Annotated in this window: 17 protein-coding genes; 8 read left to right on the forward strand and 9 right to left on the reverse strand. The window is 67.9% G+C overall.

Features of this window, described 5'->3' with window-relative positions:
* The first annotated feature begins 60 nt into the window (after nt 1-60).
* The gene (radA, locus tag ACTJI8_RS14550; protein ID WP_440734137.1) at nt 61-1,428 is read left to right on the forward strand and encodes a DNA repair protein RadA; all 1,368 of its coding nucleotides are present in this window, start codon (nt 61-63) and stop codon (nt 1,426-1,428) included.
* Between the two features lie 68 nt (nt 1,429-1,496).
* On the opposite strand, the gene ACTJI8_RS14555 is transcribed toward radA, so the two are convergent.
* The 3 genes from ACTJI8_RS14555 to ACTJI8_RS14565 form a co-directional block, all read right to left on the reverse strand.
* A complete protein-coding gene (locus tag ACTJI8_RS14555; RefSeq protein WP_440734138.1) occupies nt 1,497-1,907 on the reverse strand; it encodes a dehydrogenase in 411 nt (136 codons plus the stop codon).
* A 229-nt stretch (nt 1,908-2,136) separates the two neighbouring features.
* Nucleotides 2,137-2,814, reverse strand: coding sequence for a hypothetical protein (locus ACTJI8_RS14560; protein ID WP_440734139.1), 678 nt, complete (start codon nt 2,812-2,814; stop codon nt 2,137-2,139).
* A gap of 9 nt (nt 2,815-2,823) precedes the next feature.
* Nucleotides 2,824-3,327 (reverse strand): amino-acid N-acetyltransferase, encoded by a 504-nt coding sequence (locus ACTJI8_RS14565; protein WP_440734140.1) that lies wholly within the window; start codon nt 3,325-3,327, stop codon nt 2,824-2,826.
* A gap of 291 nt (nt 3,328-3,618) precedes the next feature.
* Between ACTJI8_RS14565 and ACTJI8_RS14570 the strand changes: the two genes are divergently transcribed.
* On the forward strand, nt 3,619-3,876 hold the full coding sequence (locus ACTJI8_RS14570) for a hypothetical protein (RefSeq protein ID WP_440734141.1): 258 nt from the start codon (nt 3,619-3,621) through the stop codon (nt 3,874-3,876).
* An 87-nt stretch (nt 3,877-3,963) separates the two neighbouring features.
* On the opposite strand, the gene ACTJI8_RS14575 is transcribed toward ACTJI8_RS14570, so the two are convergent.
* Nucleotides 3,964-6,492 (reverse strand): ATP-dependent Clp protease ATP-binding subunit, encoded by a 2,529-nt coding sequence (locus ACTJI8_RS14575; RefSeq protein WP_440734142.1) that lies wholly within the window; start codon nt 6,490-6,492, stop codon nt 3,964-3,966.
* 269 nt (nt 6,493-6,761) lie between these two features.
* On the opposite strand from ACTJI8_RS14575, the gene ACTJI8_RS14580 reads away from it, so the two are divergent.
* From ACTJI8_RS14580 to ACTJI8_RS14595, 4 genes are read left to right on the forward strand one after another with little or no spacing between them, the layout of a single operon-like run.
* Entirely contained in the window at nt 6,762-7,397 is a 636-nt protein-coding gene (locus ACTJI8_RS14580) for a hypothetical protein (protein WP_440734143.1), read from the forward strand.
* Nucleotides 7,394-8,035: a hypothetical protein gene (locus ACTJI8_RS14585; protein ID WP_440734144.1), complete on the forward strand. Its 642-nt coding sequence runs from the start codon at nt 7,394-7,396 to the stop codon at nt 8,033-8,035. The genes ACTJI8_RS14580 and ACTJI8_RS14585 overlap by 4 nt, the downstream gene beginning before the upstream one ends.
* Entirely contained in the window at nt 8,032-8,778 is a 747-nt protein-coding gene (locus ACTJI8_RS14590; RefSeq protein WP_440734145.1) for a hypothetical protein, read from the forward strand. Before ACTJI8_RS14585 ends, ACTJI8_RS14590 begins: the two co-directional genes overlap by 4 nt.
* Nucleotides 8,775-9,014: a helix-turn-helix domain-containing protein gene (locus ACTJI8_RS14595; protein WP_440734146.1), complete on the forward strand. Its 240-nt coding sequence runs from the start codon at nt 8,775-8,777 to the stop codon at nt 9,012-9,014. The genes ACTJI8_RS14590 and ACTJI8_RS14595 overlap by 4 nt, the downstream gene beginning before the upstream one ends.
* Nucleotides 9,015-9,117: 103 nt before the next feature.
* Here ACTJI8_RS14595 and ACTJI8_RS14600 read toward each other — a convergent pair whose 3' ends face one another.
* Complete coding sequence (locus tag ACTJI8_RS14600; protein ID WP_440734147.1) at nt 9,118-9,522, reverse strand: YbjQ family protein; 405 nt, start codon at nt 9,520-9,522, stop codon at nt 9,118-9,120.
* Nucleotides 9,523-9,702: 180 nt separating this feature from the next.
* Between ACTJI8_RS14600 and ACTJI8_RS14605 the strand changes: the two genes are divergently transcribed.
* Entirely contained in the window at nt 9,703-10,959 is a 1,257-nt protein-coding gene (locus tag ACTJI8_RS14605; protein WP_440734148.1) for an LCP family protein, read from the forward strand.
* Nucleotides 10,960-11,046: 87 nt separating this feature from the next.
* Here the strand turns inward: ACTJI8_RS14605 and ACTJI8_RS14610 are convergent, their stop codons facing one another.
* Entirely contained in the window at nt 11,047-12,567 is a 1,521-nt protein-coding gene (locus ACTJI8_RS14610) for a DUF222 domain-containing protein (protein WP_440734149.1), read from the reverse strand.
* A 127-nt stretch (nt 12,568-12,694) separates the two neighbouring features.
* On the opposite strand from ACTJI8_RS14610, the gene ACTJI8_RS14615 reads away from it, so the two are divergent.
* Nucleotides 12,695-13,420 (forward strand): hypothetical protein, encoded by a 726-nt coding sequence (locus ACTJI8_RS14615; RefSeq protein ID WP_440734150.1) that lies wholly within the window; start codon nt 12,695-12,697, stop codon nt 13,418-13,420.
* 41 nt (nt 13,421-13,461) lie between these two features.
* On the opposite strand, the gene ACTJI8_RS14620 is transcribed toward ACTJI8_RS14615, so the two are convergent.
* The 3 genes from ACTJI8_RS14620 to ACTJI8_RS14630 all read right to left on the reverse strand — a co-directional run bounded on the left by ACTJI8_RS14620 (nt 13,462) and on the right by ACTJI8_RS14630 (nt 15,158).
* Entirely contained in the window at nt 13,462-13,797 is a 336-nt protein-coding gene (locus tag ACTJI8_RS14620; protein ID WP_440734151.1) for a hypothetical protein, read from the reverse strand.
* A gap of 3 nt (nt 13,798-13,800) precedes the next feature.
* Nucleotides 13,801-14,253 (reverse strand): prevent-host-death protein, encoded by a 453-nt coding sequence (locus tag ACTJI8_RS14625; RefSeq protein ID WP_440734152.1) that lies wholly within the window; start codon nt 14,251-14,253, stop codon nt 13,801-13,803.
* A gap of 65 nt (nt 14,254-14,318) precedes the next feature.
* The gene (locus ACTJI8_RS14630) at nt 14,319-15,158 is read right to left on the reverse strand and encodes an FRG domain-containing protein (RefSeq protein WP_440734423.1); all 840 of its coding nucleotides are present in this window, start codon (nt 15,156-15,158) and stop codon (nt 14,319-14,321) included.
* Between the last annotated feature and the right edge of the window lie 3 nt (nt 15,159-15,161).

Here is a 15,161-nt window from a genome sequence, read left to right on the forward strand (position 1 = left end):
CTGGGAGGGCGGCGGCTCGAGACGGCGGGCACTGTCTGCACCCCCGGCTAGCCTTGCTGCATGGCCTCCCGGAAACCCACCGCACCCGCGTACGTCTGCACCGAGTGCGGCTGGACGACCGCGAAGTGGGTGGGCCGGTGCGGCGAGTGCCAGCAGTGGGGCACTGTGACCGAGCAGGCCGCGCAGACCGGCATCGTGCGCCGGGTCGAGGCCACGACCCCCGCGGCCGCTCGGCGAGCGCGCCCCATCACCTCGCTCACGTCGCAGGAGTCGCCGCGGCGTTCGAGCGGGGTCGCCGAGTTCGACCGCGTGCTCGGCGGCGGCATCGTGCCCGGGGCGGCGATCCTGCTGAGCGGCGAGCCCGGGGTCGGCAAGTCCACGCTGCTGCTCGAGGTGGCCGCCGCGGCCGCCCGCGCCGGCCGGCGGGTGCTCTACGCGAGCGGCGAGGAGTCCACGGCCCAGGTCCGGCTGCGCGCCGAGCGCACCGGTGCCCTCCACGACGAGCTGTATCTCGCGGCCGAGACGGATCTCGGCACGATCCTCGGCCACATCGACGAGGTGTCCCCCGAGCTCGTGATCGTCGACTCCGTGCAGACCGTCGCCTCCGCCCTGTCCGACGGCGCCGCGGGCCAGCCCGCGCAGGTGCGCGAGGTCGCGTCGGCCCTCATCCGGGTGGCGAAGGAGCGGGATCTCCCGATTGTCATCGTCGGACACGTCACCAAGGACGGGTCGGTCGCCGGCCCCCGGGTGCTCGAGCACCTCGTCGACGTCGTCTGCCACTTCGAGGGCGATCGGCAGACCTCACTGCGGTTCATCCGGGCGCTGAAGAACCGGTTCGGCCCGACCGACGAGGTCGGATGCTTCGAGATGACCGGATCCGGGATCGCCGAGGTGCCGGATCCGTCGAGCCTGTTCCTCTCCCGCGGTCGCCCTGAGCCGGGCACGTGCGTCGCGATCGCGCTGGAGGGCCGGCGTGCGATGCCGGTCGAGGTGCAGGCTCTCACCATCCCCACGCAGGCCCCGAATCCCCGACGCGTCGTGAACGGTCTCGATTCGTCACGCGTGGCGATGGTGCTCGCGGTGCTCGAACGCCGGGCCGGCATCAAGACCAGCGACAAGGACGTGTACGTCTCCACGGTCGGCGGAGTGCGCTTCATCGAACCCGCAGCAGACCTGGCGATCGCGATCGCGGTGGCCGGATCCCTCACAGAGAACGCCGTGCCGCGCACGCTCGCGGCGGTCGGCGAGCTGAGCCTGGCCGGCGAGGTGCGCCCGGTCACCCAGGCGTCCCAGCGTCGTTCGGAGGCGGCCCGGCTCGGTTATGCGCATGTGATCGACGACCGCTCGGCGACGCTGCGCGGGGCGCTCGGCGACGTCAAGGCGCACCGGGCGCCGCGCCGCCTCGACGACGAGGTCCCCGCATTCTGACGGGCCGTCACCCGTTCTGAGGGGCGGTCACGAGCGTTCTGACGGATCGCCCCCTGTTCTGAGGGCGGTCACGCCTCCAAGGCACGCAGCAGCTCCTCGGGCGGCGCCTGCATGGGGTGGGGGCCTGCGATGTCGAGGAACACGGTGGTGATCACGTCGCGATGGGTCGTGAGGAACGAACGCAGCCACACCGGCGAGTAGATGCCGACGCCGGGCGGGAGGTTCGCGGGCTTGTGCTTCGCGTCGCTGAACAGCAGCAGCGCGACGTCACCCGTGGACGGATCCCGGTAGGTCCACACCTCGCCGCTGTCCCGGGGGTTGTCCCTCGCGCCCGGCCGGATGAGAGGCACGACTGTGTTGCCGTTGCGCAATGCGAGCGCCACTGCGGCCATGTCCTGCTTCTCGAGCGCCTGCGCGAGAGCCTCGGAGCGGAAGTCCGCCGCGGCGGGTGCCTTCTTCTTCGCTTTCTTCACGGCCATCGTTCCAGCTTAGAAGTTCCGGCACAAAGAGGAGGACCTCTTCTCTCATCGCTTGGGGACAGATGAATGAAGAGGCCCTCAAAGTCCTCGACGACGGACGACGATGCGCTGGGGACGCTTGAGATTGTCGAAGCCACTGGGGATGGCAACCGTCAGATCTCGAAGACTTGATCTCTATGGTATCCCAAAGGTTGGACGCGGGCGACATATTCCCACTTTCCGTCCAGGTTCAGTTGAGCAGGAACTGCATCGGGTTCGTGCTCTGGAACCCGCCGATCGACACCGTCAGGCGGTACGCGGCTCCGCCGCCTGGAGCGCGCTGCCGGTCCGTCGCCTCGCAGGTGTCGACGCTGGAGCGCGTGCGATCCCACGTGACCGGGGTGGAGCTGGTGATGGCCGCGCCGGCCTTGATGGTCTGGATCGCGTCACTCGGAGTCTGCTGGCAGTCCGTGGAACGCCACCACGTGTCGTTGCCACTGGTGATGGTGAACGCCTGCGTCGTGGTGCCGACGTTCATCGTGCAGTCCTTGCTGCTGCTGTTGGTCAGCGAGATCGACAGTTTCGGATTCTCATCGGCGGAGTATGAGTCGTGGTCGGTGACGGCTGTCACCTGCACCTCGGCGGCGGTGCACGGCACCGGCCCGGCATCGGCGGTGCTGGTCGGGGCGGGAGTCGCGGACAGGTCGGGGCTCGCGTCCGCACTCGGATCCGGTGACGCGGGCGGGGTGGAGGTCGTCGGCGAGGGCGTGGACGACCGCGTGGCGGATGGCATCGGATCCGCCCCCGTGCCGCCGCGCGCCACGAGCGACCACACGAGCCCGATCAGCAGCGCGAGCAGCACGATGATGATGCCGAGGACCACGATCCGCCGGCGACGATAGACGGCGGCGGACTGGCGAGGGCTCATGCTTCCAGGTTAGACAAGGTGCTTGAGCATGCGCGTGTTGCCGAGCGTGTTCGGCTTCACGTGCGCGAGGTCGAGGAACTCGGCCACGCCCTCGTCACCGCTGCGCAGCAGCTGGGTGTAGACATCGGGATCCACGACCTGCTCGCCGATCGGCTCGAACCCTCGGCGCTGGAAGAACGGCACCTCGAAGGTCAGGCAGAACAGGCGACTGAGGCCGAGTCCTACCGCGTGCTCCTCGAGGCGCTCCACGATCGCCCGCCCGACGCCGTGGTGCTTCCATCCCTCTTCGACGAGCAGGGTGCGCACCTCACCGAGGTCCTCCCACATCACGTGCAGCGCGCCGCAGCCGATGAGCCGCCCGTCCGCCTCGGCGACCACGAACTCCTGCACCGCGCCGTACAGCACCGCGATGTCCTTGCCGAGCAGGATCCTTCGCTCCACGAGCGGCTCCAGCAGTGCGTAGATGCCCTGGACGTCGGCGGCCCGCGCGGGCCGGACGAGATAGTCGCTCATCCCTCCAGGGTAGAGGCGCGGCGCGGCTGCGGCGGTCATCGGCACGGTTCGACGTGCACGACAACGCCGAGCCTGCTATGCTGATGGATTGCGCGCCTGGCCCGCCGACATCTCTTCGGCGCCGCGCCATCCGGTCCTGAGATCAATCCTCGAGATGAATCTGGGGCCACCCGTCCGAACGGTCCCTGAGTCTCAGGGTCGCGAATCGCACCGATGCGTTCTCGCGCGTCCGGACAGGATCCGACTTTCCCGGTGGCCGCGCGCCACCGGACAGCACGAAGAAGCATCACCATGAACATCACCTGGAAACAGGCGGACCACGACGTGTACGTGGCGACCACCGACGGCGAGTACGCCGGATTCGTGGCCGTCGACGGCGCCTCGCATGTCCTGCACGACCGCCACAGCCGCCGCCTCGGCAGCTACCCGTCCCTCTCCGCCGCGCGCAGCGCCCTGGAGTCCTTCGGTGCGCCCGCGTCCGCCGCGCCGCACCGCCCGCGCCGTTCCGCCCGGAGCCGCCGCCGTCCTTCTATCGCACGGAGCCGCTGAGCGCGCGAAGCACCCACCTCGAACACGCGAAAGGGGGACGAGCACCGAAGTGCTCGTCCCCCTTCGTCGTGCGGGAACCGGATCCGATCAGGCTGCGCCGGCCGCGATGTCCGGCGTGGTCGGGATCGTGCCGGCGGTGTTCACACCGACCGAGACCTTCTCGCCGCGCGGACCCGTCGTGAAGACGAACTTCCCGTCCTTCGCGTCCACGTGCACGTGGTCGCCGGGGTTGAGCTCGCCGTGCAGGATCTTCTCCGACAGCTGGTCCTCGACCTCGCGCTGCATCGCACGACGCAGCGGGCGGGCGCCGAGCGTCGGGTCGAACCCGATCTCGATGAGCTGGTCCTTGGCCGCATCCGTCAGCTCCACCGTCATGTCGCGGTCGAGCAGGCGGTCGCTGAGGCGCTTCGTGAACAGGCCGACGATCTGACGCAGCTCGTCCTTGTTGAGCTGCGGGAACACGATGACGTCGTCGAGACGGTTCAGGAACTCGGGCTTGAAGTTGCGCTTGAGCTCCTCGTCCACCTTGCCCTTCATCCGCTCGTAGGTCGTCTGCGAGTTGCCCTCGATCTGGAAGCCGACCGGACCACCGGCGATCGCCGACGAACCGAGGTTCGTGGTCATGATGATCACGGTGTTCTTGAAGTCGATGACGCGGCCCTGGCCGTCGGTGAGGCGACCCTCCTCGAGGATCTGCAGCAGCGAGTTGAAGATGTCCGGGTGGGCCTTCTCGATCTCGTCGAACAGCACCACGGAGAACGGCTTGCGGCGCACCTTCTCGGTGAGCTGGCCGCCCTCCTCGAAGCCGACGAACCCGGGAGGGGCACCGAACAGCCGCGAGACGGTGTGCTTCTCGCCGAACTCGCTCATGTCGAGCGAGATCAGCGCACCCTCGTCGTCGAACAGGAACTCGGCGAGCGCCTTGGCGAGCTCGGTCTTTCCGACGCCCGTGGGGCCGGCGAAGATGAACGAGCCCGAGGGGCGCTTCGGGTCCTTCAGACCCGCACGCTGACGGCGGATCGTCTTGGACAGGGCGGCGATCGCCTCCTCCTGGCCGATGACGCGCTGGTGCAGCGCCTTCTCCATGAAGACGAGGCGGCTGGACTCCTCCTCGGTGAGCTTGAACACCGGGATGCCCGTGGCCTGGGCCAGCACCTCGGCGATCAGGCCTTCGTCGACGACCGCGTTGGTCGCGACGTCGCCGCTCCTCCACTGCTTCTCCAGGCGCAGCCGCTCGGCGAGCAGCTCCTTCTCCTGGTCGCGCAGCGAGGCCGCCTTCTCGAAGTCCTGCTCCTCGGAGGCCAGCTCCTTCTCCTCGCGGACCTTGGCGATCTTCTCGTCGAACTCGCGCAGCTCCGGCGGGGAGGACAGGATCGACAGGCGCAGGCGTGCGCCGGCCTCGTCGATCAGGTCGATGGCCTTGTCCGGCAGGAACCGGTCGGCGACGTAGCGGTCGGCGAGGTTCGCGGCGGCCACGAGTGCGCCGTCGGTGATCTGCACCTTGTGGTGCGCCTCGTAGCGGTCGCGCAGACCCTTGAGGATGTTGATCGTGTGGGGCAGGTTCGGCTCCTGCACCTGGATCGGCTGGAACCGGCGCTCGAGCGCCGCATCCTTCTCGAAGTGCTTGCGGTACTCGTCGAGCGTCGTGGCGCCGATCGTCTGCAGCTCACCGCGGGCGAGCAGCGGCTTGAGGATGCTCGCCGCGTCGATCGCGCCCTCGGCGGCGCCCGCACCCACGAGGGTGTGGATCTCGTCGATGAAGACGATGATGTCGCCGCGGGTGCGGATCTCCTTGGTGACCTTCTTCAGGCGCTCCTCGAAGTCTCCGCGGTAGCGGGATCCGGCGATGAGGGATCCGAGGTCGAGCGAGTAGAGCTGCTTGTCCTTCAGCGTCTCGGGGACATCGCCCTTCACGATCGCCTGGGCGAGACCCTCGACGACGGCGGTCTTGCCGACGCCGGGCTCGCCGATCAGCACGGGGTTGTTCTTGGAGCGGCGGGAGAGGATTTGCATGACCCGCTCGATCTCCTTCTCGCGCCCGATCACGGGGTCGAGCTTGCCATCGCGCGCGGCCTGGGTGAGGTTGCGACCGAACTGGTCGAGCACCTGCGATCCGCCCTGCGCCTGCTGCTGGCTGCTGTCGTGCGCGGCGCCGGAGACAGCGGCGGGCTCGCGCCCCGGGGATCCGGAGAGCATCTGGATGACCTGCTGGCGCACCTTGTTCAGGTCGGCGCCGAGCTTGACGAGCACCTGAGCGGCGACGCCCTCGCCCTCGCGGATGAGGCCGAGCAGGATGTGCTCGGTGCCGATGTAGTTGTGGCCGAGCTGCAGCGCCTCACGGAGGCTCAGCTCGAGCACCTTCTTCGCGCGCGGCGTGAAGGGGATGTGGCCGGTGGGCTGCTGCTGCCCCTGGCCGATGATGTCCTGCACCTGCTCGCGCACGGACTCGAGGGAGATGCCGAGCGACTCCAGCGCTTTGGCGGCGGCTCCCTCGCCCTCGTGGATGAGGCCGAGGAGGATGTGCTCGGTGCCGATGTAGTTGTGGTTGAGCATCTTCGCCTCTTCCTGGGCGAGGACGACCACACGACGGGCTCGGTCGGTGAATCTCTCGAACATGTCACTCCTTGTTCGTTGCCCGGTGGGGGCTGCCCGGTGAGGGCGATGGCACAGTTCGTGCCGGATACATCGAGAGTAACCACCGGGCGAGGGCCGTATGCCGTTGTTCGCCGTCGGCTAACGCCCGCGACGGACTGTGACGTGCGCGGATCCGGATCCGATCCTGGGGGCCGCCGACGGTCCCTGATCCGCTCATCCCTTGACGCACTTATCGACTGTCGTTATGTTAACGAACATCGATAACAACGTTCCTCGATAAGGAGTTGCCGATGAACGATCTCAGACCGGCGCCTTCGCAGGCGCTGATGACCCGACCCGAACGCGCCGACGCGATCACCGTGCTGATCGTCGGTCTGCTGGCCAGCGTCGTCATCATCGGCCTCGTGTCGCTGCGGGTGCTGCAGACCTTCCGCTCGGATGGCATCGGCTGGATCCTGCCGATTGATCAGCAGCCGATCGACGCGACCGTGGGATCCGGGGTCGGGTCCCTGCACGGCTACGCGACCGAGGCCCTCGTCGTCGCGCCGAACGTGAATGTCGTCAGCATCATCGCGATCGCACTTTCGCACGCCGTCTTCGCCGCGGCCGCATTGACCATCGTGGGTGGGGCTCTGTGGATCGCATGGTCGTTCCTGCGCGGCCGCTTCTTCGCGCGGGGAACGGTGCGCGCCCTGGCGGTGATCAGCTGGGCACTCGCCCTCGCCCCCGCGCTGATCTTCATGCTGGACACGTTCGGGCGCAATGGAGTGCTCGCGGCCCTCTCCATCGAGAACGACGGCCCGGTCGATTCAGACCGGTACTGGTCGTGGCTGCCGCTTTTCAGCGCCGGCGTCGCACTGGGCCTCGTCACGATCGCGTTCCGGCGAGGCGCACGCCTGCAGAAGGATACGGAGGGACTGGTATGAACACGAAGGGCAGTGCTACCGCAGCGTCACGACCCCGTCTCGGCGAGGGGTTCGTGCTCGGGCTCATCGCCACCGGCGCGGTGAGCGTCGCGATCGCCGCCCTCGTCGCGATCGTGCTGCGCGCCGTCGCCCTGTTCGGGCTCGCGCCGACGATCCTGCTCCCGATGCACGACGGCGGGACCGTGAAAGCGCTGGCACAGGCGCCTGCCGTGCTGCAGTCGGACTACGCGAGTGCGCACGTCACGGTCGAGGGGATCCCGTTCTTCGCGCGCCTGCTGCTCGTGCTCGAGGGTGCATTGCCCGCGCTTGCGACGATCGGCGTCTGCGCCGTGGCCTGGTGGCTCGGCGTCTCGCTGATCCGGTCTCGGCCGTTCCGGCGCTCCATGTCGACCGCGATCGGGATCGCCGCGTGCCTCGTGATGGTCGGTGGCGTGCTCGGCCAGCTCGCCGGCGCGATCGGGCGCGCGGCAGTCGTCGATCACCTGAGCGTCGGGGATCCGTCGGTCACGCACGTGCTGTGGCCGTTCCTGCTCGAGTTGGATCTCGCGCCTCTCGGCTGGGGCTTCGCGCTCGCCTTGATCGCGACGGCGTTCCAGCTCGGCGCGCGCCTGCAACAGGATGCGGAGGGGCTGGTGTGATCATCTACAACGGAGATCTCTGGGGCTCGCTCGGTCAGGTCGCCATCTACCTCGGCGTGATGCTCGCCGTCGGCATCGTCGCGTTCTGGCGCGGGCGGCGCCGTGGCAGCACCACACTCGTCCTTGACATGGCACTCTCGCTCAGCGGATGGTGGGTCGCGGTCTCCGCCATCGCGCTCATCGTGATCGTGATCAAGGCGGTAACCACGAACTGGGTCGAACTGGACGGATCCGGCTTCGCCGTCCCCCTCCCAGCAGACCTCCCGTGCACCGAGTTCGGCCAAGCGAGCGGACCGTCGATCAGTTGCAGCCCGGCCGCGATGGCACGATTCACCGTGGTGAACGCGAGCGGGGGGATCCACGCCCTCGCCGCGATCTGTCAGACCTGCAGCCTCATCGTCTCGACGTTGCCGGCGGCGTTGATCGCCATCATCTGCTTCCAGACGCTGCGCGGTCGGGCGTTCCATCGCACGGTGACTCGCGCGCTGATCGTCGGCGCCGTGGTGCTTCTGGTGGTCGGGATCGCCGGCGATCTGCTGAGCGACATCACCAGCACGCTGGCGGCGCGCGAGGTCTTCCCCGCGGGATCGCCGTGGTACGCGGAGTCGTTTCGGCTCTCGGCGAGCCTGCTTCCGGTCGGTGGGGCGATCGCACTGGCAGCCCTTGCCGCGGTGTTCCACCAGGGCATCCGGATTCAGAAAGAACGCGATCTTCTGCAGAAGGACACGGAGGGCCTGGTGTGACCCCCGCGGCCTCCGACGAGGACGACACCGGGATCCACTGCCGCCTCGACGAGCTGCTCGCCGCACGCGGCATGACCCTCACTCAGCTGAGTGAGGCGGTCGGCGTGAGTATCGTGAACCTGTCGGTGCTCAAGAACGACCGGGCGCGGGCGATCCGATATTCGACGCTGCGTGCGGTGTGCGACGCGCTGGAGTGCGAGGTCGGCGAGCTGCTGGTGCTGGCCCCTCGGGGCTGAGTCCGGGGTTTCACGTCAGGAATGCAGGACGTTTCCAACTCTGAAGGAAGATCTCACCGGATCCATCCTTCAAAGTTGCAAAGGTCCTTTGCGCTGAATCGCGTCAGGCCACGGGCGGAGCCGGCGGCGCGGCGGGAGCAGGCGTTGCGGCGGGCTGAGCCGGGGCGGCCGGCTGCGTGGACACGGCGCCGCTGACCGGCTCGATCACCACGGCGGTGCCGTACGCGCACATCTCGCTGAAGCTGCCGAGGGAGCCGGAGTCGAAGCGCATCGCGATCACGGCGTTGGCGCCGCGCTGCACGGCTTCGCCCCACATCCGGTTCATCACCTCGTAACGGCTCTCGTACATGAGCTGCGTGAACTCGGGGATCTCGCCGCCGCCGAGGGCGCGGAAGCCGGCGGTGAAGCCTTGCCCGAAGTTCGTGGAGCGCACGGTGAGGCCCATGACCTCTCCGAGCACCTGGGTCACGCGATAGCCGGGAACGTCGTTCGTCGTCACCATGAACATGCGCTCATCGTCGCACGGCGACCGGATCCGGCGCACCTGTCTTCCTGCCTCCCGTCTCCACCTCTCCCAGAGCGCGCACAGGCGCTCCCGGAGTCTGCACAGGTGCCCGACGGAGGATCGAAGTCCCGCCAGACCACAGCCCCGCACGACAACTGCCCCCGACAGGAACGGATCCGGACGATGACGATGAGCCCGCAGCACGCCGCCCGGCGCCGCACGTATCGACGACGCCGGTGGGTCGTGGGGATCATCGCTGTGATCGTGCTCGCTTTGATCGCGGCGGCCGCGTTCGTCGCCATCACCTACGCCGACGCGTACAACGGGATCCACCGTTCGTCGATCGCCGGCATGACCGGGCCGAAGCAGAACACCGGCGAGACGAACATCCTGATCATGGGACTGGACAGCCGGGTGGATGAGAACGGCAAGCCGTTCCCGCAGGCCATCTACGACCAGATCCACGCGGAGGATGCGTCGGTCGGCGGGTACAACACGAACGTGCTGATGCTGATCCACATCCCCGCAAACGGCGGGAAGGCGGTGGGGATCTCGATCCCCCGCGACGACTACGTGGACTTCCCCGACTCCCCCGGCGGCGTGGACAAGGGCAAGATCAAGGAGGCGTACGGCGATGCCATGGAGGCCTCGATGACCGCGCTCACAGGCAAGGGCGTCTCAGAGGCCGACGCGTATCAGCAGGCGCGCACGGCAGCGCGTCAGAGCACGATCAAGACGGTGTCGGCGTTTCTCGGTGATGTGCGGATCGATCACTTCGTCGAGGTGACGATGGCCGCGTTCTACGAGGTGGCGCAGGCCGTGCAGCCGATCACGGTGTGCCTGAACCACGCGACCGCGGACACGTTCTCGGGCGCCGACTTCCCCGCCGGAGTGCAGGAGCTGAACGCCGCGCAGTCGATGGCATTCGTGCGACAGCGCCGTGACACGACCTCGAGCGACTTCGACATGACGGATCTGGATCGCACCCGGCGTCAGCAGGCGTTCATGGTGTCGTTGGCGGTGAAGCTCAAGCAGGCGTCGACGTTCACCGACTTCGGCAAGCTGCAGAAGCTCATCGACGTGGCGAAGAAGGACATCGCGCTCGACGACCAGATGGATCTGCTGTCGTTCGCGCAGCAGGCGCAGAGCCTGGCCGGCGGCAACATCTCGTTCGTGACGCTGCCGATCGATCATTTCGACACGGTCGACGGACAGAGCGTGAACATCGTCGACGTGGACGCGATCCGCGCGCAGGTGCACGACCTGCTGAACCCGCCGACCGCTGGGCCATCCGCGTCACCGACACCGTCGTCGTCTGCGGGATCGACGTCCGGATCCGGTTCCGGTTCGTCGGGCTCGTCCGCCCCGGCGACGCCGAACCCGGTCTACACGGACTCGTCGTCTCCGCTGCAGTCCGGGAACGTGCCCTGCGTGAACTGAGCCGGTCCGGTCCTGCCGGGACCCACCCCTGGCCCCACACGCTCGCGCACTCCGGCCCGCCCGACGGAGGACCTTTCGCGGGTTCGGTCAGGCGGCGGGGCGGAACCGTTTCGGAGGTGGATCCACGTCGCCCCACAGGTAGCGGAGCGGCAACCGCCGAGCGAGGATCGTCGCCGATCCATCGGTCCTGCGCAGGACGAAGTCCCCCGTCCCCTCACGGCTGATCCGCGAGCCTTCGTGGTGCAGTTCCCCATGGTGGAACCGGCACAGCAGGATCCCTCGGTCGATGTCGGTGCGGCCGTGGTCGCGATGCCATTCGTCGATGTGGTGCGCCTCGCAGTACGACGCAGGACGGTCACACCCGGGCCATCGACAGCCGCCGTCGCGCACCGCGAGCCCGATCCGCTGCTTCGGCGTGAACAGCCGTTGCTCCCGGCCGACGTCGAGCGGATTGCCGCACGAATCGACGGTTACGGTCACCGCGCCGGCCTCGCACAGCCGCCGCTCCGCGACAGCGGCGGAAACGACGGTGAGCCCGTCCTCGGTGACGGCGATGCGGCCGAACACACCGGTGGCGTCGATGGTCTGGACGATCCGCAGCCCGGCCTGGCGAGCGCCGAACACCGCGGGCGCGTCGGCGAGAACGCCGGCGCGCACGACATCGAGGAGCAGGTCGTACGCGAGTTGATCGTTGGTGCGCGGGTCGGCCGTCAGATCTGCCGCCGCTTCTTGCTCGTCCGCGTCGACGAAACGGGGCCCGCCTCGGCGCGGACGCAGCGCGGCGGCGAAGATCGTGTCGAAGAACGCACCGCCTTCATCGTCGAACACCATGCTGCCGCGCCTCATGCCCTCCGGATCTAGCCAGGTACGGAACGCCCGCCGCTCGTACCGCGCCCGTGCTCGCCCCTCGGCCCCGACCGGATCCAGTAGGTCCCGTACGCATCGCGCGTGTGCGAGCAGCTCCTCCACCGTGCGCCGCGCCGCCTCGTTCACCAACTGCCCGGCAGCGCTCGACCACGCCTCCTCAGCCCCGATGGGAGGCTCACCCAGCCCGCGACGGATTGCGTCGAACTGCGCCGACGTCAACCGGCCCGCCCGTAGCGCCGCCCGCAACGGCTCGAACCAGGGCAGCACGGGATCCGGCTCGGGCTGGGGCGCTGCGCTCTCCCCGGCGTCCTCCGGCCCCAAGTCCGCCGAGTCCTCGGGCCCCGGATCGCCAGCCGAGGGCTCCGGTTCCTCCGCCGAGTCCGGCTCCGGATCCGTCCCTTCATCGAGGAGCGCCTCCCCCACCCGCACCTGCCGGGACGCCTCCGCCTTACTCATCCCGCCGAGCTGCTGCATCAGCGACGCCGCCGACCGATGCCCCAGCCGCTGCGCCAGACCCTCATGCCCCGCCCGCCACGACGACCGGGCATGGAGCACGCCCGCCTCGATTGCCTGCAGCTGCTCGATCAGCACTCCCAGCTCCGCTGTCTCCCCGAACGCGGTCACCAGTTCCGCATCGCCCAGCCCGATGATCACGGACTGGGCATCTTCGATGCTCGCGCCCGCGCCGAACCGGCCCCGGAGGGTCGGGATCAGCGCCGCGATCGCATCAAAGGAAGCCATATCCAATGATCTCAGCGACCACCGACATTCGAAGATTTATCCACCGTCCGGATCCTGGGATCTGCCCATCAATCACGACTCCGAATCCTCTGGCGCGCAGGCCCGGGGCCGCAGTATTTTGGTCCTCGTGAGCCGCGCAGCCAAGGTCGCCACCGGCGTCGTGGCCGCCGCCATCGTCGCAGGCCTGGTCGTGCTCGCCTATCCCGCGTTCGCAGCGCTCGGGGGCATCGGCTACCCGGCCGCGAGTGCGGTGACCGCCACTCATCGGACCCTCGCGCCCGATCCTTCGCCGTCGCCCTCGCAGAGCACGGACTCCGGATCCGGAGACTGCCTGGCGGAGGCATCCATCAGCCTCAGCGGTCAAGACAAAGCCGACATGGTTCCGACGCTCGTGAAGGCGGACGCACTGACGGACCGCGGCACAAGACCAGGTGCGCGCGGCGAGGTGATCAGCAACGCGCAGGGCATCTACTCCTACATCGTCGCTCCGAACGACAACCTGATCTCGATCGAGCAGCGGCTGTGCATCGAGTACGGGTCCGTCAGAGTCTTCGATCATGTCCTCGGCGTCGCGATTCAACCCGGTGCGCAGCTGATCCTCCGCCCGGATCCGACGATTCCCTGGATCGACCCCTACACGCCGTTCGATGCGATCCCGAATGTGACCAACACCGTCGACTACAACAGCACGATCTACGAAATGGGCGCCGCCGTGCGCACGCACGATCTGGACACCGCTCGGGCGCTCTGGGCCCGGTCGCTCTCCGGGCACGTCTCCCCCGCCGCCCAGGCCGCTGCGACTGCGGCGCTCGACGCAAGCGACTGGGCGACGCTGGATCAGCTGTTCCCGTAGTTCGCGGACCGGCCATTGAACCGCGAGACGAGAGGCCTACGCTACTTCGTCTGATTCGGGTGTCTGGTGTGCACCTGCTCGAGATAGACGCTTCGCTCCTCGACGAAGTACCAGATCCGGGCGCCTCCGGTGAGTTCATACTGCCAGCGCTCGTGACTTGCTCCGGCATGGACGATCACGCCGAGTTCGCCACGCAACGGATGCATGGTCGGCGTCCGGTCCAGAGGATGGCGTGAGAGAGCATCCCATGCATCCGCCAACGCGTTTCGCTGCGTTGCGCGCACATCCTGCCAGCCGCGCTCGGCCTCCCGCGTTGCGAACACGATCTCGAATTCGGTGCTCTTGGTTGGGCGCTCGGCGCGGGATTTCTTGGCCATGCGTCAGGGGCGCCCGACTGCCTGCGGGGTGTCGTACCAGCTGAGGGACTCACCGCCGAGTCCGGCAGCAAGGGCCGTTGCGGTGGATCGCCAGGATGCGGCTTCGGCCGCGACAAGGTGCGCCTGGCCGGTGGCGAACGACGCACGTGCGGCTCGAATGAGATCGCGCGCGCACGCCTCACGATCGCCAGGAGACAGCGCAAGCATCCAATCGAAACGATCCGCAAGACGCTCGGCGAGGGATCCCTCCTCACCAAGGGTCGCTGTGATCAGCTGCGCCGCGAACTGCAGCAGGGAATCGCGTGCGTCCGCCTCGGCCCGAGTCATCAACACGAGCGCTTCGCCGTCCCGGCGGGTGACTTCGATCGGGGCGTTCTCAGCCGCTTCGAACAACGGCGCGGGCTGGCGAGAGAGCTCGGATGACTGGAACGAGCGACGTGGAATGGTCGCCGTCATGAGATCCATGATACTTCAGAAGATGTTCTGAAGTCGAGCGATGCCGCAAGGCACCCACGTCAGCACTATCCCTGCCAGTCGCCATGATCATGGAAGCCAGCGAAGTCCGGGAACAGGCGTTTCGCCGTTCTGCTATACGTGTTCTTGAGGTACGTACGCAACTGCTTTTTCGCCCGGGAGGGAATCAGGATCGCGATGAACGGAAGCTTGCGTGGGTTGCCCCGAGCCCTCGCATTGGCGAAGAGGTCGTGTGTAACTGCCGGATCCCCCCGCGGTACTTCCATCTTCAGACTCACCATCGGCCCACTGGGCGGCTCCGGGTGGACACTCGCCAGAAAGTAGCCTTCCTGGGCAAGGAGACGCACGTTGGGGACGCTCGAACTCACCACAAACGACGTGTCGAGCGCCAATCCCGTCACCAACCGATGCCCGAGCCCGCCGTTCAGTGCACCCCGGGTCGCGGGTGGCGCCCCGACGGTCTTGAACACCGTTTGAGGCCTGCCCTCACCCTGCGACTCCTCTCGATACCAGGACATGTTGATTCCGACCAAGAGCCCAGACCGCGCTGCATGGGTAGAACGGGAATCTCTAGTGGCGAACCAGAGCGCAGTCATGGGGTTACTTGTAACGTCGATCAGTCGCGTCGGCACCCCGAAATGCTGGAGATCGGCAAGCAGTTGCAGATCATCCACCATCTGACCTCCCTCGACCCCGAGCCCCCAGCGGCGCGCTTCCCGAAGAATCGTCTGTTCACGAGCGCGAAGCGCGTCCTCAGTGATTGTCACCTCCTCGCGCTCCAGAAGCCGATGCAACGAGGACGTCATCAAGTGGTCGGCGCTGGAAAGCCCACGCCACGCGAATCGATGGCTCGTACTGTGCGCGCTGAGCCGACCGATCGCCTCCATCAC

The organism is Microbacterium sp. 22303 (assembly GCF_052045265.1).
Classification (GTDB): Bacteria; Actinomycetota; Actinomycetes; order Actinomycetales; family Microbacteriaceae; genus Microbacterium.